Below are 22,454 nucleotides of genomic sequence, written 5' to 3' on the forward strand. Positions count from 1 at the left end.
TGCGCTGACACAGTTGTCACACAAGACCCTGCCAAAGCTCAGGCCGGTCCGGGATCGCAGGTTCCCAGCACGGATACCTCGGGTGCACGCGCGGTGAGGGACCCGCAAATCAGCTGGAGCAACAGTTGAAACTCATCCTCGCGCGATGTGCCCTTGCGCCAGACCATGCCGATGGTGCGGGATGGCGATGTCCCGTGGAATGGCCTTGCGATGACCAGGTCCTGATGCGCCACTTCCGATTTCACGTAGAGCGCGGGCATCAGCGACACCCCCATGCCCGTCGCCACCATCTGGCGCAGCGTGTCCAGGCTGGTGCCTTCGTAATCGTGGGACAGCTCAACCCCGTAGTCGTCCGAGATGGTGCGAACAAGCTCATAGAGCTTGTGACCCGGCTCCAGCGACAGGATCACCTCGCCCTTGAGCATGACAGGATCGATCGCAGGCTCGGATGCCAGGCGGTGATCCGATGGCATGACCACTTCGATCGGTTCACGAAACAGCGGCCGCGCCTCGAACTCGGATTGCGTGACCGGGAGCGGGAAGAACAGCAGATCAAGAGCACCGTCTTCGAGGCTGCGCAAAAGTGCATCGGGCAAGCCCTCGCGCACGTAGAGGCCCAGCTTGGGGTACTGGCGGTGCAGGTCGGGAATGACCAAGGGCAGGAAGTACGACCCCAGGGTCTGAACCACGCCGACCCGGATGACGGAAGACAGAACGCTTTGCTGCAATTTCGCGATCGTATGGATTTCGGCCACCTCGCGCAGGATTCGGCGCCCGCGTTCAGCGATTTCCTTGCCGGTGGGCGTCATCATCACCTTTGACCGGCCCCGTTCCACGAGGGTTGTGCCCAGCCGCGCCTCCAGCTCCTTGAGCTGGGCGCTGAGCGTGGGCTGGGTGACATTGCACAATTCGGCCGCACGTCGGAAATGAAGCTGATCGGCCACGGCGATCAAGTAGCGTAATTGTTGCAGACTCGGCATCCGGGATCTTTCGATAGATTTGATCTATCAGATACACGCCCTTTTTCAATTTGGTCAACACCAGAGAAGAGCCTAAGTCCAATCCCAGCGAGGGAGAGCGAAGCGTGAACAGGACCGACTTCCCAGAGCAGGGAACCCGATCAAGCATGACCGCGTTTTGCTACTTGGCGGACACGGCGTGGCAGTGCACGGCGAATGCCTCACAGGAGTGTAGCGGAGTGTTTTCCTGATGGCGGGTGGTTTTCCGACGGATGTGCGTGGCAACGGTGCGATCGGTGTTGTCCCGGTACTCTTTTCCGCGGCGCTCTTTGTCTATTTCGCGTCACTGGTCCCGACCATCGCTGCGGGGGATATCCTGCGTGTATCCGTGCCCTGGGTGGCGTCGCTCGGCATTGATTTCGCCGTCCTGGTCGATGGGTTGAGCCTGACCTTCGCCTTGCTGATCTCCGGCATCGGGACATTGGTGCTACTCTATTCCAACACCTACCTCGCAGGGCACCCGCAGTATGCCCGATTTGCGCTGTTCCTGACGGCCTTCATGGTCTCGATGCTGGGGCTTGTGCTTGCCGATGACCTGATCCTGCTGTTCGTGTTCTGGGAACTGACGACGCTTACCTCTTACATGCTGATCGGCTTTTCGCATGAATCCGAGAAGAGCCGCCGAAACGCGTTGCAGGCCCTGTTCGTGACCGGGGCCGGGGGGGTGGCGTTCCTTGCAGGATTGATCCTGTTGGCAGCGGCGACAGGCACGACAAGCATTTCAGGCTTTATCGCGATGGAGGAGGATATTCGCCAGCACGCGATGTATCTGCCGATCCTGATCCTGCTGCTGGCCGGCACCTTTACCAAGTCAGCCCAGGTACCGTTCCATTTCTGGCTGCCCAACGCCATGGCCGCCCCCACCCCGGTGAGCGCCTTCCTGCACTCGGCCACGATGGTCAAGGCGGGGGTCTACGTGATGGCGCGACTGCACCCGGCGATGGCGGGCACCGATGTGTGGCTTTGGACCTTGACCATCTTCGGCGCGGTCACGGCGGTGTTCGCCAGCCTTCTGGCGCTAAGACAAACCGATCTGAAACAGGCGTTGGCCTATACGACGCTGATGGCGCTTGGCACGCTGACGCTGTTTCTGGGACAGGAATCCGGCTACGCGATGACCGCCTTTGGAACGTTCCTGATCGTCCATTCGCTTTACAAGGCGGCGCTGTTTCTTGTGGTCGGGTGTATCGACCTGTCGGCCGGCACGCGCGAGACCGATCAACTGGGCGGATTGGGACGATTGATGCCGGTAACCGCCTTCTCTGCAGCGCTGGCAGCGTTTTCCATGGCCGGGTTTCCGCCCTTCCTCGGCTTTATCGGCAAGGAATTGAAATATGCGGGCGCCCTGGCCGTTGCCTCCGAGCCTTTGCTGGTGGCAGGCGCGGTGCTTTTGTCGAACGCGCTGATGTTGGCGGTGGCGGGCGTCGTGGCGTTTCGCCCGTTCTGGCGCAGCAGCGTGCCCGCAGGACAAAGCCCGCGCGAAGCCCCTTGGCAGATGTGGGCCGGGCCGCTTGTGCTGGCCTGCCTCGGGGCGCTTTTCGGCATTTATCCGGACCTGCTTCAGGTCGCATTAATCAATCCTATGGTTGTTTCCCTCACTGGTGAAATCAGCGAGGCAAAAGAGTTGCAACTTTGGGCCGGGTTCAACATCCCGCTGATCCTGAGCGTCGCGACCTTTGTGCTTGGTCTGCTGATTTATGCCGGCCATGTCAGCCTCCGGGCCCGTCTGGCGTCGGTTTTTGGGGGGCTTCCCAACCTCGATACGGGGTGGGACCGCTTCCTTCACGGGCTCAAAGAGTTTGCAAAGTTGCAAACCCGGATCGTGCAAAACGGCAAATTGTCGAGCTACCTGTTCGGCACATTCCTGACCATCGCAGCCGGTATCCTGCTGACACTCGTCTATACCGGGATGCCCACGATCGCGGTGGACCTGTCGGATGTCGAATGGAAGCACACGTCGATCGCATTCCTGACGATTGCCGGATCTCTGCTGGTGCTGGCCACAAGTTCGCGTATCGCAGCCATCTCCGCGCTTGGTGTTGTCGGCATCGGAATCGCGATGATCTTCATCGTCTTCAGCGCACCGGACGTTGCCATCACCCAGTTGCTGGTCGAAACGCTCGTTGTCGTTCTGGTCGCGGTCGTCATGTTGCGCCTGCCCGCCCTGCCCCGTGCCGAGTTCCGGCCGGGTCACGCGGTCCTGTCGCTGGCCGTTGGCGCAGCAGTCACATTGACGGTTGTCTCGGTTGTCTCCAACCCGCTTGATCTGCGCGTGACGGAATATTTCGAGGCGACCAGCTGGCCCGAAGCCTATGGGCGCAACATCGTCAACGTGATCCTTGTGGATTTCCGCGCGCTCGACACCTTTGGCGAGATCGCGGTCGTCGTGATCGCTGCCTTGTCCGCATATGCGCTGTTGCGCACAACACGGAAGGGAGGCCCGGAATGAACTCCGTTATCCTGCGCGTCGGCACGCGCTATCTTGCCGGGCTGCTGCTTGTCTTCTCGTTCTACATGATGCTGCGCGGCCATAACGAACCCGGCGGCGGCTTTATTGGCGGGCTTATCGGCGCCACCGGCTTCGTGCTTTACGCCATCGCCTGCGGCACCGAAGACGCGCGCGCCGCGCTGCGCGTCCTGCCCCAGACCATCGCGATCTGGGGGCTGGGCATCGCGCTTCTGGCCGGTGTCTTCGCAGCGGTGTTCGGCGATGCGCTGTTCACCGGGCAATGGCTGTTCATCGGCGCAACCGACGATGACAAAGGGGTTCCGCTGTCGACGGTTCTGGTTTTCGACATCGGGGTCTACCTGGTTGTATTCGGGTCGATCCTCACGCTTGTCTTCGCGATGGAGGAAGAGGTCTGATGGAGTTCCTGTATGCCATTACCATCGGGGTCCTCGTGTCATCGGCGGTTTACCTGATGCTGTCCAACAACCTTTTGCGGTTCATCTTCGGCCTTGTCCTGATTTCGAACGCGGCAAACCTCACGATCTTTGTGTCCGGGCGCATGACAGATGGGGCCCCGCCGCTGATTCCGGAAGGGGCGGACGCGCCGCTCGGGGCCGCGGCCAATGCGCTGCCGCAGGCGCTGGTGCTGACAGCCATCGTGATCGGCTTTGGCCTGTTTGCCTTTGCCATCGTGCTGGTGTTCCGGGCCTGGACGACGCTCGGATCGCTGACACCTGACGACATGCGACTGGCCGAACCTGACGAGGCCCAAAAGTGAGCTGGTATCTTGCCACACCGATTGTCATTCCGTTCGTCACGGCGGTCCTGGCCTTTCTGCTGCGGGCGACGCCGTGGGGGCGCTGGGTCTCGGTTTGCGGGTCAACGCTCCTGCTGATTGCATCGATCGCCCTGATGAGCGTGGTGCTGCGCGATGGCGTGATCGCTGGGCAGATGGGCCAGTGGCCTGCACCGTTCGGGATCACGCTGGTCGCTGACCTGCTGTCGGCCGTCATGGTGTTGATCACGGCCATCGTCGCTGTTGCCGTGTCGATCTATGCCATTGCCGATGTCGACGAGGGCATGGAGCGACTGGGCTATCACACGCTGTTCAACATGCTGATCGCGGGGGTGGTCGGGGCGTTCATCACCGGCGACTTGTTCAACCTTTATGTCTGGTTCGAAGTCATGCTGATCGCCTCTTTCGGCCTGCTGGTTCTTGGCGGCCGGCCCGAACAGATCGATGGAGGGGTGAAATACGTGGCGCTGAACCTTGTGTCCACGATCCTGTTCCTGACGGGGATCGGATTGCTTTACGGCATGACGGGCACTCTCAACCTTGCCGATCTGGCCGGCGCCGTGGACGGCGCGGACCCGCGATTGCTCACGGTCGTTGCGGTGATGTTCATGATCGCCTTCGGCGTGAAGGCGGCCGTTTTTCCGCTGTTCTTCTGGCTCCCTGCGTCCTATCATACGCCTGCTTTCGCGGTATCGGCGGTGTTTGCCGGACTGCTGACCAAGGTGGGTGTCTACGCTCTGCTGCGTATGTTCACGCTGGTCTTTGACCACGACACGGCCTTTACCCACACGATCCTTCTCTGGGTCGCGGCGCTGACCATGGTCGTCGGCGTGCTGGGGGCCGCGGCGCAAAGCGACATGCGAAAGATCCTGTCGTTCCACATCGTGAGCCAAATCGGCTACATGATCCTCGGCCTTGCGCTTCTGACGCCTTTGGCCCTTGTCGGGGCCGTGTTCTACCTGGTTCACCATATCGTGGTAAAAGCAAACCTGTTCCTGATCGCCGGCGTGGTCAAGCGGATCGCGGGAGATACGGATTTGGCGCGGATCGGCGGACTCTACAAATCCGCGCCGGTGCTGGCGATCCTGTTCGTGATCCCGGCCTTTTCGCTGGCTGGCTTTCCGCCGCTGTCCGGATTCTGGGCAAAGTTCCTGCTGGTCAAGGCGGCGCTGGAGGTCGAAGGCTGGATCATAGCCGGGATCGCCCTCGCGGTTGGCTTGCTCACCATATATTCCATGACGAAAATCTGGGCACAGGCGTTCTGGGAACCGCATCCCGAGGCCGTGACCCCGAAACTGTTTTCCCTGTCAGGACGAGATCGGGCAGCGCTGCTGCTGCCGATAGCCGGGTTGGCTCTGCTGACGATCATCATCGGAGTGATGCCAGAGCCATTCGTCCGATTTGCCCAAGACTCGGCAGCCCAGCTTCTTGATCCGTCCGCCTATATCGCCGCAGTTTTGGGAGACCCGTCATGAACACCTTCGGACTGAACATCATTCTGGCCATTGCGTGGGTGGCATTTACGGGCAGCGTCTCCTTGACCGGATTGATCACCGGATTTGCCATCGGCTATGGCGCGCTTTGGCTGATCCAGCCGCTGATCGGAACCAGCACGTATTTCACTCGCGTCACCGCATGGATCAAGCTCATCATCATGTTCCATTACGAATTGGTCCTGTCGAGCCTTGAAGTGGCGGTGGACGTTCTGACGCCACGCCATCGGGCGCGGCCCTCGATCATCGAAATGCCTCTTGATGTGAAAACGGATACCGGAATTCTCTTGGTCACGAATCTGATATCGCTCACGCCCGGCACGTTGAGCCTTGATGTAAGCGAGGATCGCAAGACGCTTATGATTCATGCCATGTTCGCGGACGATCACGAGGCCATTCTGAGCAACCTCAAGAGCGGCATGGAGCGGTGGGTCATTGAAGCGGTGGAGGGTGCGACATGAGCGGTTTTCTCGAACTCAGCCTGGAAATCGGATTCATGTGCGTCGTTGCGTCGGTCGTGCTGGCCTTCGTGCGCATGATCAAGGGGCCAAGCCTTCAGGACCGCGTCGTGGCGCTGGATTTCATGACGGTGGCCATTGTGGCCTTCTGCGGGCTGGCCGCTGTGCGGTACAGGACAAGCGCATTTCTGGATGTCGCACTTGTTCTGGCGCTTGTCGGCTTTCTGGCAACTGTTGCGCTCGCCCGCTTCGCCGAACGTAACATCGTGCGCAACCGCAAGGGTGGAACCGATGATTGAAATAATCGCTGGATGCCTCATCCTTTTGGGAGGCGTGTTTGCCGTGATCGGTGGGCTTGGCCTGCTCCGCATGCCCGACGTTCTGATACGGATGCACGCCTCGACCAAGATCGGCACGCTGTCTTGCGGCTTGATCCTCGCTGGCTGTGCCGTGGTCTTTGCAGAACCGGATATCGTCATAAGGGTCATTGCAATTGTCTTGTTCATCCTGCTGACTGCCCCGATCGGTGCGCACATGATGGGACGGTCTGTGTTGTCCACTGGCGTCGACCTCTGGCAGAATGAGGATATCGCGCAGGACCGTGTCGAGGATGCGCTCCTCCGGGAGCACGACACTCCGGAAGAAAAATGATGCATGCGTAAAAAAAGGCCGCCCGAAAGGACGGCCTTTCCGTTCAGGTTGGCTTCCGGATCAGTCGTTTACACTGTCCTTGAGCGCTTTCGCGATGGTCATCTTGACAACCTTGTCCGCGTCTTTCTTGAACTGTTCGCCGGTGGCCGGGTTACGCACCATGCGCTCGGGCCGTTCGCGGCAATAGATCTTGCCAACACCTGGAAGCGTCACGGCACCGCCGTTCGCAACTTCCTTGGTGATGACACCGGTAACCGCGTCCAGCGCAGCACCAGCGGTTTTCTTGTCGCTGCCCATTTCTTCGGCCAGAGCGGCCACAAGCTGGGTCTTGGTCATTGGTTTCGCCATTTCGTGGTCTCCTTCGCTGCCCGATTTTGGGCCTCATGGGCAAAAATTAACCGTATATTGCGGTGAAACACAACGCTTTGTGGCCCTGATCTGGTGGTTTTTCGCCGCTAAAAGCGGTTTTCCACAGATTTCGACACCCCGAACAGGCAAAAGACGCCGGTCGGCCAACCAACAGGGCCAAATTTACAAGAAAGCGGTTTCCTCGAAACTGCGCAATTTTCTGCTGTGAATGCGTTCAAGCGGCATTTCGCGGAGCTGTTCCATGGCATGAATCCCGATCATCAGGTGCCGGGAGACCTGTGTCTTGTAGAAATCGGACGCCATCCCGGGCAGCTTCAATTCGCCGTGCAGCGGCTTGTCGCTGACGCAGAGCAAGGTTCCGTAGGGCACCCGGAACCGGAACCCGTTGGCAGCAATCGTCGCGCTTTCCATGTCGAGCGCGATGGCACGGCTCTGGCTGAGCCGTTGCACCGGGCCGCGCTGATCACGCAGTTCCCAGTTGCGGTTGTCGACGCTGGCCACGGTGCCCGTCCGCATGATCCGCTTGAGATCGTATCCATCCAGTTGCGTTTCCTCGGCCACCGCCTGCTGCAACGCGATCTGGATCTCGGCAAGCGCCGGGATCGGCACCCAGACCGGCAGGTCGTCATCCAGCACCCGGTCTTCGCGCAGATACGCGTGGGCAAGGACAAAATCTCCAAGGCTTTGCGAATTGCGCAGCCCCGCGCAATGGCCCACCATCATCCAGGCGTGCGGACGCAGCACCGCGATATGATCGGTCGCGGTCTTGGCATTGGATGGCCCCACCCCGATATTTACCAGGGTGATCCCGGACCCGCCCGCTCTTTTGAGGTGGTATGTCGGCATTTGCGGCATCTTTTCAACCGCGGGCAGCGGCGCATCGGGCTCTGAAATCTCTGCATTTCCGGTGCTCACGAACGCAGTGTAACCGCTGTCGGGATCGGCCAGCTGCGCCCGCGCGTAGGCCTCGAATTCGGCGACGTAGAACTGGTAGTTGGTAAACAGAACATGGTTCTGAAAATGTTCGGGATTGGTGGCGGTATAATGCGCCAGCCGGGCAAGCGAATAATCCACCCGCTGCGCGGTGAAAGGGGCCAGCGGTTCTGTCCCGTCCGCCGCAGGCTGGGCAACACCGTTGACGATATCGTCGTTGGTGGTCGCAAGATCCGGCACATCGAACACGTCGCGCAGGATAAAATCGGCCGCACCTTCTTGCGGCACGGTAATCGCGGCGTCGTTGGACACGGCAAAATGTACCGGCATCGGCGTATTGGACATCGCGACCTGCACCGGGACATTGTGATTTTCCAGCAAGAGCGAGACCTGCTGTTCAAGGTAGTGGCGGAACAATTCCGGCTGCGTGATCGTCGCGGCATGAGAGCCGGGATGCGATACATGACCAAAGCTCAGCCGACTATCCACCTTGGCGAAACTGGTCGTCGTGATCCGCAGCTCCGGGTAAAAGGCGCGGTAGCGGACACCGGGATGGCCCTGCTCCATCGCGGTCTGGAAGCTGTCGCACAGAAACCGAACGGAGAGATGATAAAGCTCGCAAAGCCGGTTAACAGCGGCTTCCGAGTCATCGAACCGCTCGGCCGCGGGGGCCTCAGGGGAAATGATATCCAGGTTGCTCGAACGGTTCTGCATGCACTGCCTTTCCGGGGTCTGCCCGCCATTGGCACAGGTTGGCAGGTCAATGACACGGGATCAAGTTTCCCGCAATCGCCCCGCGGATTTGCCCCTGGTGGAGCTCAAGCTCCGTTCACCCGAAGCGTTCGGATCCAGCCTGTGCGGCGTCGGTTTGAAATTTCTGGTCTGCGCCGTGCCGGTCTGAAATTCACCCTGTTCGAAACGGGGTCGGACGCGGCACGTGACAGTGCCGGGGCAAAGGGGTCCTTGACTTCGCACTGCGGCAGGTGTGCTGTACCGCAATAAAACTGGAGGACCAAATGACCGTCACGCATCTCGCCCGCAACATGGACCACTGGCAAGAGCGCGCCGATCTGGCCGCAGCCTTTCGCTGGACGGCCCGGATGAACATGCATGAAGCCGTCGCCAACCATTTCAGCGTGTCGATCAACGAGGACGGTACGCGATTCCTGATGAATCCCAATCAGATGCATTTCTCCCGGATCAAGGCAAGCGATCTGATCGTCGTCGATGCCAATGATCCCGATACGCTGGATGGCCCGGATGCGCCGGACCCGACCGCCTGGGGATTGCATGGCGGCTTGCACCGGCACTGCCCCCACGCCCGCTGCGCGATGCATGTGCATTCGATCCACGCCACCGTGCTCGCCACCTTGCAAGACCCCCGCCTCCCGCCGGTCGACCAGAATTGCGCTGCTTTCTTCAACCGCTACGTCGTGGACAGCGATTACGGCGGACTTGCCTTCGAGGAAGAGGGCGAACGCTGTGCCCGCCTGTTCACCGATCCCAAGCAAAAGGTGATGATCATGGGCAACCACGGTGTCATGGTGATCGGAGACAGCGTGGCCGACACGTTCAACCGTCTTTACCATTTTGAACGTGCGGCCGAGACCTATATCCGCGCGCTTCAAACCGGCCAGCCTCTGAAGGTTCTGCCCGACGAGATCGCCGAGAAAACGGCACAGGAGATTGAAGCCTACCCGGAACAGGACCTCCGCCATTTGCAGGAATTGAAGTTAATTCTGGATGAAGAGGGATCCGATTACGCTGCTTGAGCGTTACAAGGACGGGTGCACCCTATTTGCACCGCTTGTCCTTGGGAATTTCGGAACCATCTTCGGACCATGAATAAAGTCTTGCTCTCACTTGGTCATGGCTACTGCGTATCCCATCTAGCCCGGCGGCTGGTGCCGCAGGGCTGGCGGATCGCGGGCACCACGCGGGATCCCGACAAATTCGCATCTCTGCGGGCGCAGGGGATCACCCCGCTCTTGTGGGACAGGGACGCGATCCTGCCTTGGCTCGAACACGCGAGCCACCTGCTCGTTTCCGCCGGGCCCACCGAAACAGGAGATCCGGCACTTGCGCTTTTGCAACCCGACATCACCAAACAGGCGGCCCGGCTAGACTGGGCCGGGTACCTGTCGACGACAGGCGTGTATGGCGACGCGCAGGGCGGCTGGGTGGACGAATGCACCCCACTGACGCCGGACACTGAACGCGGACGCCGCCGGGTGCGTGCAGAAGCGGCGTGGTCCGCGATTCCTGACCTGCCGCTGCACATCTTTCGGCTGGCTGGAATTTACGGTCCAGGCCGCGGCCCATTTGCCAAGGTGCGGGAGGGCAGCGCACGCCGGATCATCAAGCCGGGACAGGTGTTCAGCCGCATCCATGTCGAAGATATCGCGCAAACGCTGGAAGCATCGATGGCACATCCGAAACCGGGCGCGGTGTATAACCTGTGCGATGATGATCCTGCACCGCCGCAGGATGTTATCGCCCATGCCGCGGATCTGCTTGGCGTTGAAAGGCCCCCCGAGGTGCCGTTTGACGAGGCAGATTTGAGCCCGATGGCCCGCAGCTTTTATTCGGAAAGCAAACGCGTCCGAAACGCCAAGATCAAATCCGATCTTGGCGTGACGTTGAAATACCCGGACTACCGGACCGGATTGGCAGCGCTATTGGCCGAAGAACGGGCAAGGCAATGACCGACAGGACCTTTGCTCCACGAACGCTGACAAGCCTTCTGGACACGCTTGACCCGGAAACGTCTGTCACCGGGGCAACCACCCAGACGCGCGATGCGCGCGATGGTCTCACCGTCAGGGAAATGCTGGACCGTGTCGGCGCCCGATCCTTCGGTGCGGCGCTCCTGGTGCCGTCACTGGTTCTTGTGTCGCCATTGTCCGCGATTCCGCTCGTCCCGACGATCAGCGGATTGCTGATCCTGACAATCGCCACACAGGCGTTTCTGGGGCGCGAACACCTCTGGCTGCCGAAATTCCTGTCGCGTCGAAAACTGCGCCGTGATCAGTTGGCCCGGGTGGTGCAAAACCTGCGCAAACCGGCGTACTGGCTGGACCGGAACAGCCGCGACCGGCTGCGGTTCCTGTCAGGCCGGCCGATGGATCGCGTTGCGCTATTCGCGGTCATGCTCGTCGCGGCCACATGGCCCTTTCTGGAGCTCCTGCCGATGTTCACATCGGTCAGCGCCGGGGGTGTGGCGCTTGTCGCATTTGCACTGATGGTCCGGGACGGGGTCGTTCTGATCGGCGGCTACATGGTGCTGGCCTTGTCTCTCGGCGTGGTAGTGACCCTGGTTGCCGGCCTCACCTAGCACGCGTCGCGGGCATCTACATTCCAACGAGCGTCCCTGACCGTCTGACACCACAGGCCCGAAAAACGCAAAATCCGGACCCGCTTTGTGCGCCGCAGATCAGGCACGTTTGCTCATTGCAGCAACATTCATCACATCCAGAACCTTCGCCTCGATATGTTCAGCGTTGAGTTGTGCCACGTCATACATCGCCGCAGGGCTGGCTTGATCGATGAAAATATCGGGCAGAACCATGGAGCGGTATTTCAACCCTCGGTCAAACACGCCCTCTTCGGCCAAAAGTTGCGAGACATGGCTGCCAAAGCCACCAATCGCGCCTTCCTCGATGGTGATGAGCGCCTCATGTTCGGACGCCAATTGGAGGATCAAGTCACGATCCAGCGGCTTGGCAAAACGCGCATCCGCCACTGTCGGCGTGATCCCCTTGCCTGCAAGCGCCTCGCATGCGGTCATGACTTCGCCCAGGCGTGTGCCGAAAGACAGGATCGCGACCTTGCTGCCCTCGCGGATCATGCGCCCCTTGCCGATCTCAAGAACTAGGCCACGTTCGGGCATCTCGACTCCCTGCCCCTCACCGCGTGGATAGCGAAAGGCAATCGGTCCGTCACCATGCGCCGCTGCGGTGGCAACCATGTGTTTCAGTTCGGCCTCGTCTGCTGCCGCCATGACGACGAACCCCGGCAAATTCGAAAGGTAAGCCACGTCATAGCTGCCGGCATGAGTCGCCCCATCGGCCCCGACAAGCCCTGCGCGGTCGATGGCAAAGCGCACAGGCAAGCGCTGGATCGCCACGTCATGCACGATCTGGTCAAAGCCGCGTTGAAGGAAGGTGGAGTAAATCGCGCAGAACGGCTTGAGCCCACCCGCCGCCAGACCGGCGCAAAAGGTAACACCGTGCTGTTCGGCAATCCCGACATCAAACGTGCGCGACGGATATCGGTTGGCGAACAGATCCAGCCCCGTACCATCCGGCATCGCGGCCGTCACCGCGCAAATCAGCGGGTCATCCGCCGCTTCCTGCATCAACGCTTGCGCGAACACCTTGGTATAGCTGGGCGCATTGGAGGGTGATTTCTTCTGCTCGCCCGTCACCACATCGAACTTGGCCCGCGCATGGCCGCGGTCCGCAGCGCCTTCGGCGGGGGCGAACCCCTTGCCCTTCTTCGTCGCGATATGGATCAGGATCGGCCCATCCGCGCGCTCCTTTACCGTGCGCAGGACGGGCATCAACTGGTCAAGGTCATGGCCATCGATCGGCCCGATATAGGAAAAACCCAACGCCTCGAACAACGTCCCACCCACGGTCATTCCCTTGACCAGATCGCGCGCGCGCTTGGCCCCTTCGCGGAAGGGCTCGGGCAGAAGACTCACAGCGCCCTTGGCGGCGTCCTTGAAATCCTGGAACGGCGCGCCGGCATAAAGCTGCGACAGGTAAGACGACATGGCCCCCACCGGTGGTGCGATGCTCATTTCGTTATCATTCAGGATCACGATCAGGCGCTTGTCGAGGGCACCCGCATTGTTCATCGCCTCATAGGCCATGCCCGCACTCATCGCGCCATCCCCGATCACGGCGATCGCGTCCCCGTGACCGGTATCGCAATTGCCGCCCAAATCCCGCGCAACGGCAAAGCCCAGCGCGGCCGAGATCGACGTGGAGCTATGCGCCGCGCCAAATGGATCATAGGGCGATTCCGACCGTTTGGTGAAGCCGGAGAGCCCGTTCTCCTGCCGCAGCGTGCCCATCTTGGCACGTCGCCCTGTCAGGATCTTGTGTGGATAACACTGGTGCGACACATCCCAGATAATCTTGTCGCGTGGCGTGTCGAATATGGCGTGCAGCGCCACCGTCAGCTCGATCACCCCCAGCCCGGCGCCCAGATGCCCGCCGGTCCTGGATACCGCTGCAATCGTATCGGCGCGCAGCTCGTCTGCGAGCTGCGCGAGCTGTTCGTCGGAAAACCGTTTCAAATCCGCCGGTGAGGACACGGTATCGAGAAGCGGAGTGTCTGTAGGGGTGGTCATGTACCGCGCCTCCGGGTCGCATCAGGTATCGCGCGAGATAACGAACCGCGCTGCGTCATTCAAGGTTCTCGCCCTGTCACCATAGGGCGACACGGCATCACAGGCGGCCTCGACAAGCTCTGCGGCACGGCGTTTCGCGCCCTCCAGTCCCAGCAACGAGACAAAGGTCGCCTTGCCCCGATCCGCATCCTTGCCGACCGCTTTGCCAACGATAGTCTTGTCACCTTCCACGTCCAGAATGTCATCCGCGATCTGGAAGGCCAGGCCAAGCGCATTGGCGTAATCGGTGAGCGGTTGCATATCCGCCTGCGCCATGCGTGCGCCCGCCTGCGCCGACCAGACAATCAATGCGCCAGTCTTGCCGGCCTGCAACGCGGTGATCTGCTCAAGTGTCAAAGGCGCATCCGTGGATTCCGCCGCGATATCGAGCGCCTGCCCCAAAACCATCCCGCTGCGGCCCGACGCGCGCGCGAGGCTGCGCGCAAGCTCCACGCGCACTTCTGCCAAGGGGTGACAGGCCGGCTCCAGCACAAGCTCGAATCCAAGCGTTTGCAAGGCGTCGCCGACCAATACGGCCGTGCCGTCATCCCATTTGCGATGCACGGTGGGCAGACCGCGGCGCAGATCGTCATCGTCCATGCAAGGCAGATCGTCATGCACGAGGCTGTAGGCGTGGGTCGCCTCGATCGCGGCGGCGGCCCAGATCGCCTGCGCCTGCGGCACTTCATGCAACCGTGCCGTCTCCAAAACCAGAAAACCGCGCAACCGCTTGCCACCCGAGACGGCATAGCGCATCCCGTCCGCCAGGGGCAGGTCGGGGCCGTCTTTCAGAACTGTTTCAAGATGTGCGCCGATCGCATCGGCATCGTGGCGCAGGGCATCGGCAAACATTGCGGCGGCTTAGTCCGGATCGAACGGCGCAGTGCCCTTGGGCTGACCGTCGGCATCCAGCGTGATCGCCGCCACCTTTTCCTGCGCCTCGTTCAGCTTGGCCTCGCAGCGCTTCTTGAGAGCCGCCCCGCGTTCGTAGAGCGAGATGGACTCCTCAAGCGCCACGTCGCCGCGCTCCAACTGGCCAACCACCTTTTCCAACTCGGCCATCGCGGTCTCAAAGCTCATTTCTTCTACCGGTGTCTCGCTCATGACGCGGCCTCCATCAATTCATCAACATGCGCGCGTGCGCTGTCTGCCAAGGCTGACAAATCATAGCCCCCTTCCAGAGTCGAGACGACACGACTCTCGCAAAGCTCGGCCGCGAGCGCGCAAAGCTCCCGGGTGAGCCAGCGGAAATCTTCGGTTGTCCATTGCAGCTCGGCGAGGGGATCATCCTGATGCGCGTCAAAGCCCGCCGAGATGATGATCAACTCCGGCTCGAAGGCGCGCAAGCGCGGGAAAATCCGCGTCTCGTAGGCCGCACGCATCTCGGCGCTACCGCTGCGCGGGGCCAGCGGGATGTTCAGCACATTGTCATACGCACCTTTTTCGGATGGATCGCCGCTGCCCGGCCAAAGTGGCATTTGCTGACTGGTGATCGTCAGCGCGCGCGCTTCGTCCCACAATAAATCCTGCGTCCCGTTGCCGTGATGCACATCAAAATCCACAACCGCCACGCGGCGCAACCCATGCGCCTGAAGCGCGTGTTTCGCACCGATCGCGGCATTGCCGAATAGGCAGAACCCCATCGGCGTCGATGTTTCGGCATGATGCCCCGGCGGCCGGATCGCGCAGAAGGCATTGGAAACCTCCTCGTCCAGCACCATGTCCACCGCGCGCACGACCGCGCCCGCAGCCCGCATGGCCGCAGCCACGCTGCCGGGTGACATCCATGTGTCGGCATCCAGTTGGTTAAAGCCGTCCTTCGGGGCGGCCACGGTGATGGCCTCGATATGCGATCGCGGATGGACATAAGCCAGATGCGCCGGATCCACCAATGGCGCGCTCTCGCGCGTCAGGTCCAACCCTTGCAACGCATGCAGCACATGTTCCAGCCGCGCGACTCGTTCCGGGTGCCCGTTCGGTGTAACGTGATCCAGACAATCTGCATGTGTGATCAATGCCGTCCCCATGCGCATCCCCTCGCATCTTCTCTTTTCAAATATGCAAAAACCAAACCCGTCAATCGGGTGCAAGCATATACCCCGCGCCGCGCACCGTTTGCAGGTAGCGGGGCTGCTTCGGATTGTCCTCGAGCTTGCGGCGCAGACGGGTGATCTGCACATCCACCGCACGCTCCTGGCTCTGGCCGCGGTCGCGGCCCAATTCTTCGACCAACTGCGACCGGCTGAGCGGTTCACCGGGTTTGCCTGCGAAGATCTTCATCAGCTGGATCTCTGTCGAGGTCAGCCGCACAAGATCTTCGCCGCGCCACATCTCGGAGCGTTCCGTGTCATAGCGGATCGGCCCGAGGTTCAAGTATTTCGGCGCACCATTATCAGCCACCAGCTCCGGCATCCGGCGCAGGATGGCGTTGATCCGCAGAAGCAGTTCCTTCGGCTCGAACGGCTTGCTCAGGTAATCGTCGGCCCCGGCCTCCAGCCCCGCGATTCGATCTTCGGTTTCGGCCCGCGCCGTAAGCAGCAGGATCGGCGTTGCGGCCGTCTCACGGATTCGCCGCGTCAGGCTGATCCCGTCCTCGCCCGGCATCATCACGTCGAGCACGATCAGGTCAAAATCCAGACCCGACAGGATGCGACGCGCATGCGCCGCATCACGCGCGGAGGTGACAAGGAAGCCGTTGCGGATCAGGAATTTCTGCAACAATCCACGAATGCGCTCGTCATCATCGACGATCAGCAGATGTGCGTCTGGATCAGCCATATCAGCGCCCGTCCCGCAGCGCGATATAGGCCTGCCGCATATCCTCATCCATCATGGCTTCGAGCACCGTCTTGAATCCCGCGACCGCCTCAGGCCCCGCCTTGCGATATGCATCCCGCATCCGCACTCGTTGCGCGTCCGACAATTGCTGTTCCAGCGCCTTGCCCGCCTCGGTCAGGGTCAGATGCCGTTCACGTTTGTCACTGCGACCGATATGGCTTTGGACCAGACCATCCTCGATCAAGGTCCGCAAGACACGGTTCAGCGATTGCTTCGTGACCCCGAGGATGGCCAGCAGGTTATTCACCGTCGTGCCCGGCGCGCAATGGATGAAGTGCAGCGCCCGGTGATGCGCCCGACCATAGGACAGTTCTTCTAAAATGCGGTCCGGATCGGCCGTGAACCCGCGATAGGCAAAAAACATCGCTTCGATACCCTGTCGAAGCTGTTCATCGGTAAGATACAGCAGCGCCTGCCCGGTTGATGCGCTTTGGGATTGTCCGTCCGCCATGAGTCGCCTGTCCGATCCTTGCATTTGGTTGCCTCGAAAATAAGTCAGTCTTATTGACATTCCAAGGATCAAATGCTAGCAAATCCTAAATTTGACGCAATATTATGTCCGTTGCGGCCCTATTTTGCGCAATTAACGAAAATTCAGGCAAGGAGGTTAGACATGGCCGGAACATATGACAACCGGGATGGGATGATCTGGATGGATGGCCAGATGCTCGACTGGCGCGACGCGAATGTCCACATCCTGACCCACGCGATGCATTATGCCAGCTCGGTCTTCGAGGGGGAACGGGCCTATGGCGGTACGATTTTCAAATCACGCGCGCATTCGGAGCGGCTGAAGCGGTCCGCGGAGATGATTGATTTCGAGATCCCCTACACCGTGGACGAGATCGAGGCGGCCAAGGCCGCTGTGATCGAGGCAAACGGGCTGTCCGATGCCTATGTCCGCGCCATTGCATGGCGCGGCGCCGGAGAGGATATGGGTGTCGCCTCCGCCCGCAACCCGGTGCGCATGGCGATTGCGACATGGGAATGGGGTGCCTATTACGGTGACGCCAAGATGAAGGGGGCCAGGCTTGACATCTCCAAGTGGAAGCGTCCCTCGCCCGAAACGATCCCCAGCCATGCCAAGGCCGCCGGTCTTTACATGATCTGCACCATGTCCAAACATGCCGCCGAGGCCAAAGGGTGCTCCGACGCGATGATGTTCGACTATCGCGGATACGTGGCCGAGGCGACGGGCGCCAACATCTTTTTCGTCAAGGACGGCGAGGTTCATACGCCCGAACCGGATTGTTTCCTCAACGGGATCACGCGACAGACGGTGATCGGGATGCTCAAGGATCGCCAGGTCGCGGTGCACGAACGCCACATCATGCCCGAAGAGCTTGAAGGCTTCGAACAATGCTGGCTGACCGGGACCGCGGCCGAAGTCACGCCGGTCGGGCAGATCGGCGACTACAATTTCGAGGTTGGCTCTCTGACACGCGAGATCGCTGAAAGCTACGAAAAGCTCGTCCGCAGCTGATCCCGACCCCGCGGGAAGCAAAAGGCCCTGCATGTACATGCAGGGCCTTTTGCTTCCCGCGGGGTCGCCCTTACCCGGGCGACATGCCCCGCAGCTTTTCGGAACGACGCCGCAGTATTTCCACCGTGGTCAGCAAGCAGATCGAGATCGCCACCAGGATTGTCGCCGCCGCGAGGATCGTCGGTGAGATCTGTTCGCGCAGGCCGGTGAACATCTGCCAAGGCAGCGTCTGCAACTCGGCCGAGCCGATGAACAGGACCACGACCACCTCGTCGAAGGAGGTGATGAAAGCGAACAGGCCGCCCGAAATCACACCGGGAAGGATCAGTGGCATCTGCACCTTGAAAAAGGTCGTGACCGGGTTCGCCCCCATATTGGCCGCCGCCCGCGTCAACGACCTGTCAAACCCGACAAGCGTGGCCGTCACGGTGATGATGACAAAGGGAATTCCCAGAACCGCGTGCGCCAGCACAATGCCCCAATACGTGCCGACAAGACCGATCTTGGAATAAAAGAAGTACATCCCCGTCGCAGAGATGATAAGCGGCACGATCATCGGCGAGATCAGGATGGCCATGATCGCACGCCGGCCGGGAACGTGGCTTTGGCTGAGTCCGATCGCGGCCAAGGTCCCAAGCGAGACCGATATCAACGTCGCAACGGGCGCGATCATCAGGGAATTCTTGACCGCGCCGGTCCACTCCGGGTTGGTCAGAAAGTCGCGGTAATGCTTGAGGCTGTAGCCCTCCGGATCAAACCGCAGCATTTCCGGCGTGAAGGTAAAGAAATTCTCGGCGTTGAAGGACAGCGGCATCACCACGAGGATCGGCGTGATGAGGAAGACGAAAATCGCCCCGCAGATCACCCGGAATGCATAGTGCCAGAGCACCTGCCCACCGGTCAGATAGGGCAACAGACGCTCGCGGTAGCGCCCCAGGCCGACCCAGTAGATGAACCAGCCAAAGAACCAGCCAAAGAGCGCGCCCACGACCAGTCCCGGCGGTCCGCCCAGCAGGACACCCGCAATTGCCACGATCGCGATCATGGCCCAACGCACCGGCTTTTCCATCTCCTCGCCAAGAACTTGCATGGCAAGAAAAGCCAGTCCTGCCATCAGGACGGCGCCAGCGACAACGCCCAGCAGGCCAGAACCTTGTGCGGTCCCGATGAAGAGCCCTGCAACGGCACCGGCCAAAGCCAGAACCCCCGCGGTAAAGCCCATCGGCTTTTTTTCGATCGGTGTGAGAATCGCTTCCGACATGTCTCAGCCCCCCAGTTTGACGTTGTCGATGCCGACGATCCGGTCGTAGGCCCAGTAGAGCGCCAGGACCACCACGAGCAGGATCGATCCCAAGGCCGCTGCAAGCCCCCAGTTCAACGAGGTCGAAATGTGATAGGCAATCCGGTTCGAGATGAAGATACCCGAGGTGCCACCGACGATTTCCGGCGTGATGTAGTAACCGATCGACAGGATGAACACGAGAATGGACCCGGCGCCGATGCCCGGCACCGATTGCGGGAAATAAACCCGCCAGAAAGAGGTCCAGTTGGTCGCACCCAGCGACCTCGCCGCGCGCACATAGGAGGGCGGTATGGTCGACATCACCGAGTACATCGGCAGGATCATGAACGGCAGAAGGATATGAGTCATGGCGACGATGGTGCCGAATTGGTTGTTGATCATCACCAATCGTCCGTCATCCGCCACCATGCCCAGCCAGACCAGCACATCGTTGATCACCCCCTGCTGCTGTAGCATGACCTTCCACGCAGAAGTCCGGACAAGAAGCGAAGTCCAGAACGGCAGCAGGACAAGGATCATCAGAAGGTTGGCCCGGCTCGCCGGCAGGTTCGACAGAAGGTAGGCCACCGGATAGCCAAGCAGGATGCAACTGAAGGTGATGACCATGCTCATGAACAGGGTGCGCTGGAACAACAATCCGTAGATGCGTTCATCCTCGTCGCGCATCGCTGGACCTTCTTCGGTCTTCTGCATGTCCACGGAGTTCAGGAAATAGCCTGAGGTGTAAGCCGGGCTGTAGGTCTTGATGATTTGCCAGATCTCCGGTGTGACCCAATCTTCGTCGATTTCCTCGAACCCGTCACGAAACGAGATGGTTTCGAAATCCGGGCTGGCCACGAGATCGGCCGCGCCTTGCAGCATGTCGGACCGCGGGCCGGAATACCCTGAAACATCACCCTCGGACAAATCCTGGTAAAGCGCCGTATGCACAACGGACCAGGGTTCTTCTTCCAGAGGGCTTTCCTCTTCCTCGTTCTGCATGAACCGCGCGAAATTTTCGTACGTGGTGGCGGTACGCGGCAAGATATCTGCAATGCCGGAGCGCAGTTCAAAGGCGGGCATCCGGCTTTCGCCATCCCAGCCTTCCTGTGCCGAGATCCAGTCCGGATCGCCCATCAGCTCGGCCCAGGGCCGTGCCTCGTCCCAGTTTTCGTCAAGGTCCTCGAATTGATCGAGATAGACCTCACCGATGTCGTCAACACCCCTGCCCGCCTTGCGGAACATCGAAGATGCACCGGTCATTTCATAGTTTAGCCGCGACCCAAGCCGCGTGTGCATCTTGTTCTCGGCCGCGTAGAAAATGTCGTAGTAGGCCGCCTCGAACACGTCATCTCCGGGCGCCTCTTCGGAGGCGGCGTCGTAGTCGGTCAGCGCGGTGACGGTGCGGGGCAGAGTTTCCCCGACGATCTGGTTCTCGACCGAGCGGAACAGCATGTCGCCGATCGGCGCGATAAAGCTGATCAGGACAAAAATCAAAAGCGGCGCAATCAGCGCAAGCGCCCGAAGTTTCTGTGCCCGCAACGCGCGGTTCAGAGATTGTTTGAGCGGTTTGCCATCGGCGGCAAGGACCGGCCCGTCATCCGCCTTGTCCGCGGCGCGCAGGGCGTTGTCCGGCGTCGGGCCAGTGATCTTGTCTGGTTCTGATGCTGCGTCCGTCATGGCTCAGGTGCCCTCGACTAGAATGATTGTGCTGGTTGCCGTGCAACGGCGGATCTCTGCGACCTCTTGATAGCCGGGATCGTGATACGCGCGCTTCGCTGCGTCGAAATCGTCGAATTCAATGACAACATGCCGGTCTTCGCTGTCGCCTTCCATCGTCTCGGACCGGCCGCCCCGAACGATGAACCGCCCGCCAAAGCTCTCGAGGATCGGCGTATCCCGCTCGATATATTCCTTGTAGGCCTCGGGATCGCTCACAGTGATGTGGCCGATGATATAGCCCTTGGGCATGGCGCTGTCCTTTTTGCCGGGGCGGGCTGGATGGCCCACCCCTGTCTTTGAAGGATGGGCAAATCTGCCCACCCCAAGCCCAATCCGGGCTTATCGTGCGAGCCACGCCTGGAACTTCGCGTCGATGTCGTCGCGATAGTCGGCCCAGAACTCGTAATTGTAGACGAAGATGTTCCCCGAATTATCGGGTGCGGTCGGCATGTGTTGCCCCATGGCGATGCCCAGCTCGGCATGATCACCCACGAGCGGCGCCGAACTTTCACGGGCCGGCCCGTAAGAGATATACGCCGCCTGGTCCGCCAGACGCTGCGTGTCGGTGGCGAAACGGACAAAGTCCTGCACCCGTGCCAGACGATCATCGGGCAGATCATCGGGGATGATCCAGCCGTCGAGGTCAAAGACCTGTGCGTCCCACATCATGCCAACCGGCTGGTCCTGCTCTTCGATCACGCTGAACAGACGACCGTTATAGGTCGAACCCATGAAGATCTCGCCATCCGCCAGAAGCTGCGGCGTGTCCGCACCGGCAGACCACCAGATCACCTCGTCCTTGATCGTGTCGAGCTTGGCAAGCGCCTGGTCCTGGCCTTCACTGGTTTCCAGAACGTCGTAGACGTCGTCCTTGGCGACGCCGTCACATAGCAGAGCCCATTCCATGTTGTTGATCGGGCGCTGTTCCAGCGACCGCTTGCCCGGATAGGTCTCCAGGTCGAAGACCGAGCAGATATCGGACGGCGGTTCCACGCCCTCGGGCACCATGTCCGTGCGATAGCCGAAGGTCGTGGAGTACACGATCTGCGGGATAAAGCAGTCAGACACGATAAGGTCGCCGAAGTCGTCGCTTGCATCGGTCCCATCAGGGGCCGGCTTCAGCAATTCGTCATGGTCGACTTCCATCGCCAGACCTTCGTCGCACAGACGGATCGCGTCGGACGCGACCACGTCCACGAGGTCCCATGTGACGTTGCCCGCTTCGTTCATCGCGCGCAACTTTGCCACAGCTTCGTTGGAACTCTCGTCCCAGGACGCGCTGACATCCGGGTTCATTTCCAGGTAGGGCTCAAGGTACGCCTTCTGCTGGCTGTTCTGATATGCGCCACCCCAGCTGACAAGCGTCATGCTGTCTGCCATGTCCTGAGCAGTCGCACCAGAGGCGGCAACGGTGAGTGCGCTGGTCGCCAGAAGTGTTTTCGTCAGTTTCATTCATATTCTCCCGTTTCGGTCCGCTTATAGAAAGCGGCATTGGCTGTCGGACCGACCAACCAACACCTCTAATGTCGCGGGGAGCGCTGAGCGCGTCTCCGCGACACGTAA

The 22,454-nt window shown here is 60.6% G+C and carries 24 protein-coding genes; 11 read left to right on the plus strand and 13 right to left on the minus strand.

Annotated features, from left to right (window positions below):
* Window positions 1–38: 38 nt before the first annotated feature.
* Window positions 39–980 carry a LysR substrate-binding domain-containing protein gene (locus LCF59_RS12105; RefSeq protein ID WP_292287862.1) on the minus strand — a complete coding sequence of 314 codons (942 nt, stop codon included), beginning with the start codon at window positions 978–980 and terminating at the stop codon, window positions 39–41.
* Between the two features lie 229 nt (window positions 981–1,209).
* On the opposite strand from LCF59_RS12105, the gene mbhE reads away from it, so the two are divergent.
* From mbhE to mnhG, 7 genes are read left to right on the plus strand one after another with little or no spacing between them, the layout of a single operon-like run.
* The gene (gene mbhE / locus LCF59_RS12110; RefSeq protein WP_292287864.1) at window positions 1,210–3,468 is read left to right on the plus strand and encodes a hydrogen gas-evolving membrane-bound hydrogenase subunit E; all 2,259 of its coding nucleotides are present in this window, start codon (window positions 1,210–1,212) and stop codon (window positions 3,466–3,468) included.
* Complete coding sequence (locus LCF59_RS12115) at window positions 3,465–3,884, plus strand: Na+/H+ antiporter subunit B (protein WP_292287866.1); 420 nt, start codon at window positions 3,465–3,467, stop codon at window positions 3,882–3,884. Before mbhE ends, LCF59_RS12115 begins: the two co-directional genes overlap by 4 nt.
* Window positions 3,884–4,246, plus strand: coding sequence for a Na+/H+ antiporter subunit C (locus LCF59_RS12120; RefSeq protein ID WP_292287867.1), 363 nt, complete (start codon window positions 3,884–3,886; stop codon window positions 4,244–4,246). Before LCF59_RS12115 ends, LCF59_RS12120 begins: the two co-directional genes overlap by 1 nt.
* A complete protein-coding gene (locus tag LCF59_RS12125) occupies window positions 4,243–5,739 on the plus strand; it encodes a Na+/H+ antiporter subunit D (protein WP_292287869.1) in 1,497 nt (498 codons plus the stop codon). Before LCF59_RS12120 ends, LCF59_RS12125 begins: the two co-directional genes overlap by 4 nt.
* On the plus strand, window positions 5,736–6,218 hold the full coding sequence (locus tag LCF59_RS12130; RefSeq protein WP_292287870.1) for a Na+/H+ antiporter subunit E: 483 nt from the start codon (window positions 5,736–5,738) through the stop codon (window positions 6,216–6,218). Before LCF59_RS12125 ends, LCF59_RS12130 begins: the two co-directional genes overlap by 4 nt.
* A complete protein-coding gene (locus LCF59_RS12135; RefSeq protein ID WP_292287871.1) occupies window positions 6,215–6,514 on the plus strand; it encodes a monovalent cation/H+ antiporter complex subunit F in 300 nt (99 codons plus the stop codon). Before LCF59_RS12130 ends, LCF59_RS12135 begins: the two co-directional genes overlap by 4 nt.
* Complete coding sequence (gene mnhG, locus LCF59_RS12140; protein ID WP_292287872.1) at window positions 6,507–6,866, plus strand: monovalent cation/H(+) antiporter subunit G; 360 nt, start codon at window positions 6,507–6,509, stop codon at window positions 6,864–6,866. Before LCF59_RS12135 ends, mnhG begins: the two co-directional genes overlap by 8 nt.
* Window positions 6,867–6,926: 60 nt before the next feature.
* Here mnhG and LCF59_RS12145 read toward each other — a convergent pair whose 3' ends face one another.
* Both LCF59_RS12145 and LCF59_RS12150 read right to left on the minus strand, forming a co-directional pair.
* Entirely contained in the window at window positions 6,927–7,214 is a 288-nt protein-coding gene (locus tag LCF59_RS12145) for an HU family DNA-binding protein (protein ID WP_292287873.1), read from the minus strand.
* 183 nt (window positions 7,215–7,397) lie between these two features.
* Window positions 7,398–8,882, minus strand: a complete 1,485-nt coding sequence (locus tag LCF59_RS12150; protein WP_292287874.1) for an AMP nucleosidase — start codon at window positions 8,880–8,882, stop codon at window positions 7,398–7,400.
* Between the two features lie 302 nt (window positions 8,883–9,184).
* On the opposite strand from LCF59_RS12150, the gene LCF59_RS12155 reads away from it, so the two are divergent.
* The 3 genes from LCF59_RS12155 to LCF59_RS12165 all read left to right on the plus strand — a co-directional run bounded on the left by LCF59_RS12155 (window position 9,185) and on the right by LCF59_RS12165 (window position 11,502).
* Window positions 9,185–9,940, plus strand: a complete 756-nt coding sequence (locus tag LCF59_RS12155) for a class II aldolase and adducin N-terminal domain-containing protein (protein ID WP_292287875.1) — start codon at window positions 9,185–9,187, stop codon at window positions 9,938–9,940.
* Between the two features lie 69 nt (window positions 9,941–10,009).
* The gene (locus LCF59_RS12160) at window positions 10,010–10,873 is read left to right on the plus strand and encodes an SDR family oxidoreductase (RefSeq protein ID WP_292287876.1); all 864 of its coding nucleotides are present in this window, start codon (window positions 10,010–10,012) and stop codon (window positions 10,871–10,873) included.
* Window positions 10,870–11,502, plus strand: a complete 633-nt coding sequence (locus LCF59_RS12165) for an exopolysaccharide biosynthesis protein (protein WP_292287877.1) — start codon at window positions 10,870–10,872, stop codon at window positions 11,500–11,502. Before LCF59_RS12160 ends, LCF59_RS12165 begins: the two co-directional genes overlap by 4 nt.
* Window positions 11,503–11,601: 99 nt before the next feature.
* Here the strand turns inward: LCF59_RS12165 and dxs are convergent, their stop codons facing one another.
* From dxs to LCF59_RS12195, 6 genes are read right to left on the minus strand one after another with little or no spacing between them, the layout of a single operon-like run.
* Window positions 11,602–13,527, minus strand: a complete 1,926-nt coding sequence (dxs, locus tag LCF59_RS12170) for a 1-deoxy-D-xylulose-5-phosphate synthase (protein WP_292287878.1) — start codon at window positions 13,525–13,527, stop codon at window positions 11,602–11,604.
* Between the two features lie 21 nt (window positions 13,528–13,548).
* Window positions 13,549–14,418 carry a polyprenyl synthetase family protein gene (locus LCF59_RS12175; RefSeq protein WP_292287879.1) on the minus strand — a complete coding sequence of 290 codons (870 nt, stop codon included), beginning with the start codon at window positions 14,416–14,418 and terminating at the stop codon, window positions 13,549–13,551.
* 9 nt (window positions 14,419–14,427) lie between these two features.
* Window positions 14,428–14,670: an exodeoxyribonuclease VII small subunit gene (locus LCF59_RS12180; RefSeq protein ID WP_292287880.1), complete on the minus strand. Its 243-nt coding sequence runs from the start codon at window positions 14,668–14,670 to the stop codon at window positions 14,428–14,430.
* On the minus strand, window positions 14,667–15,593 hold the full coding sequence (locus LCF59_RS12185) for a histone deacetylase family protein (RefSeq protein WP_292287881.1): 927 nt from the start codon (window positions 15,591–15,593) through the stop codon (window positions 14,667–14,669). The genes LCF59_RS12180 and LCF59_RS12185 overlap by 4 nt, the downstream gene beginning before the upstream one ends.
* 49 nt (window positions 15,594–15,642) lie before the next feature.
* On the minus strand, window positions 15,643–16,344 hold the full coding sequence (locus tag LCF59_RS12190; RefSeq protein ID WP_292287882.1) for a response regulator: 702 nt from the start codon (window positions 16,342–16,344) through the stop codon (window positions 15,643–15,645).
* A gap of 1 nt (window position 16,345) precedes the next feature.
* Entirely contained in the window at window positions 16,346–16,855 is a 510-nt protein-coding gene (locus LCF59_RS12195) for a MarR family transcriptional regulator (protein WP_292287883.1), read from the minus strand.
* A 162-nt stretch (window positions 16,856–17,017) separates the two neighbouring features.
* On the opposite strand from LCF59_RS12195, the gene LCF59_RS12200 reads away from it, so the two are divergent.
* Window positions 17,018–17,887 carry a branched-chain amino acid aminotransferase gene (locus tag LCF59_RS12200; RefSeq protein WP_292287884.1) on the plus strand — a complete coding sequence of 290 codons (870 nt, stop codon included), beginning with the start codon at window positions 17,018–17,020 and terminating at the stop codon, window positions 17,885–17,887.
* Between the two features lie 70 nt (window positions 17,888–17,957).
* On the opposite strand, the gene LCF59_RS12205 is transcribed toward LCF59_RS12200, so the two are convergent.
* The 4 genes from LCF59_RS12205 to LCF59_RS12220 all read right to left on the minus strand — a co-directional run bounded on the left by LCF59_RS12205 (window position 17,958) and on the right by LCF59_RS12220 (window position 22,343).
* The gene (locus LCF59_RS12205; protein ID WP_292287885.1) at window positions 17,958–19,148 is read right to left on the minus strand and encodes an ABC transporter permease; all 1,191 of its coding nucleotides are present in this window, start codon (window positions 19,146–19,148) and stop codon (window positions 17,958–17,960) included.
* Window positions 19,149–19,151: 3 nt separating this feature from the next.
* The gene (locus LCF59_RS12210; RefSeq protein ID WP_292287886.1) at window positions 19,152–20,849 is read right to left on the minus strand and encodes an ABC transporter permease; all 1,698 of its coding nucleotides are present in this window, start codon (window positions 20,847–20,849) and stop codon (window positions 19,152–19,154) included.
* A 3-nt stretch (window positions 20,850–20,852) separates the two neighbouring features.
* A complete protein-coding gene (locus LCF59_RS12215) occupies window positions 20,853–21,140 on the minus strand; it encodes a DUF1330 domain-containing protein (RefSeq protein WP_292287887.1) in 288 nt (95 codons plus the stop codon).
* Window positions 21,141–21,230: 90 nt separating this feature from the next.
* Window positions 21,231–22,343, minus strand: coding sequence for an extracellular solute-binding protein (locus LCF59_RS12220; RefSeq protein WP_292287888.1), 1,113 nt, complete (start codon window positions 22,341–22,343; stop codon window positions 21,231–21,233).
* Between the last annotated feature and the right edge of the window lie 111 nt (window positions 22,344–22,454).

It is taken from the genome of Marivita sp. (assembly GCF_020055675.1).
Classification (GTDB): Bacteria; Pseudomonadota; Alphaproteobacteria; order Rhodobacterales; family Rhodobacteraceae; genus Marivita.

What these genes read in the sequence shown, in the direction of transcription:
- LCF59_RS12160 (WP_292287876.1), top strand. Translation starts at nt 10,010, where the DNA reads ATGAATAAAGTCTTGCTCTCACTTGGTCATGGCTACTGCGTATCCCAT.
- LCF59_RS12180 (WP_292287880.1), bottom strand. Translation starts at nt 14,670, where the DNA reads ATGAGCGAGACACCGGTAGAAGAAATGAGCTTTGAGACCGCGATGGCC.
- LCF59_RS12190 (WP_292287882.1), bottom strand. Translation starts at nt 16,344, where the DNA reads ATGGCTGATCCAGACGCACATCTGCTGATCGTCGATGATGACGAGCGC.
- LCF59_RS12150 (WP_292287874.1), bottom strand. Translation starts at nt 8,882, where the DNA reads ATGCAGAACCGTTCGAGCAACCTGGATATCATTTCCCCTGAGGCCCCC.
- LCF59_RS12220 (WP_292287888.1), bottom strand. Translation starts at nt 22,343, where the DNA reads ATGAAACTGACGAAAACACTTCTGGCGACCAGCGCACTCACCGTTGCC.
- LCF59_RS12195 (WP_292287883.1), bottom strand. Translation starts at nt 16,855, where the DNA reads ATGGCGGACGGACAATCCCAAAGCGCATCAACCGGGCAGGCGCTGCTG.
- LCF59_RS12215 (WP_292287887.1), bottom strand. Translation starts at nt 21,140, where the DNA reads ATGCCCAAGGGCTATATCATCGGCCACATCACTGTGAGCGATCCCGAG.
- LCF59_RS12115 (WP_292287866.1), top strand. Translation starts at nt 3,465, where the DNA reads ATGAACTCCGTTATCCTGCGCGTCGGCACGCGCTATCTTGCCGGGCTG.
- LCF59_RS12145 (WP_292287873.1), bottom strand. Translation starts at nt 7,214, where the DNA reads ATGGCGAAACCAATGACCAAGACCCAGCTTGTGGCCGCTCTGGCCGAA.
- LCF59_RS12185 (WP_292287881.1), bottom strand. Translation starts at nt 15,593, where the DNA reads ATGGGGACGGCATTGATCACACATGCAGATTGTCTGGATCACGTTACA.
- mbhE (WP_292287864.1), top strand. Translation starts at nt 1,210, where the DNA reads ATGGCGGGTGGTTTTCCGACGGATGTGCGTGGCAACGGTGCGATCGGT.
- LCF59_RS12165 (WP_292287877.1), top strand. Translation starts at nt 10,870, where the DNA reads ATGACCGACAGGACCTTTGCTCCACGAACGCTGACAAGCCTTCTGGAC.
- LCF59_RS12200 (WP_292287884.1), top strand. Translation starts at nt 17,018, where the DNA reads ATGGCCGGAACATATGACAACCGGGATGGGATGATCTGGATGGATGGC.
- LCF59_RS12120 (WP_292287867.1), top strand. Translation starts at nt 3,884, where the DNA reads ATGGAGTTCCTGTATGCCATTACCATCGGGGTCCTCGTGTCATCGGCG.
- dxs (WP_292287878.1), bottom strand. Translation starts at nt 13,527, where the DNA reads ATGACCACCCCTACAGACACTCCGCTTCTCGATACCGTGTCCTCACCG.
- LCF59_RS12210 (WP_292287886.1), bottom strand. Translation starts at nt 20,849, where the DNA reads ATGACGGACGCAGCATCAGAACCAGACAAGATCACTGGCCCGACGCCG.
- LCF59_RS12105 (WP_292287862.1), bottom strand. Translation starts at nt 980, where the DNA reads ATGCCGAGTCTGCAACAATTACGCTACTTGATCGCCGTGGCCGATCAG.
- LCF59_RS12130 (WP_292287870.1), top strand. Translation starts at nt 5,736, where the DNA reads ATGAACACCTTCGGACTGAACATCATTCTGGCCATTGCGTGGGTGGCA.
- LCF59_RS12135 (WP_292287871.1), top strand. Translation starts at nt 6,215, where the DNA reads ATGAGCGGTTTTCTCGAACTCAGCCTGGAAATCGGATTCATGTGCGTC.
- LCF59_RS12175 (WP_292287879.1), bottom strand. Translation starts at nt 14,418, where the DNA reads ATGTTTGCCGATGCCCTGCGCCACGATGCCGATGCGATCGGCGCACAT.
- mnhG (WP_292287872.1), top strand. Translation starts at nt 6,507, where the DNA reads ATGATTGAAATAATCGCTGGATGCCTCATCCTTTTGGGAGGCGTGTTT.
- LCF59_RS12205 (WP_292287885.1), bottom strand. Translation starts at nt 19,148, where the DNA reads ATGTCGGAAGCGATTCTCACACCGATCGAAAAAAAGCCGATGGGCTTT.
- LCF59_RS12155 (WP_292287875.1), top strand. Translation starts at nt 9,185, where the DNA reads ATGACCGTCACGCATCTCGCCCGCAACATGGACCACTGGCAAGAGCGC.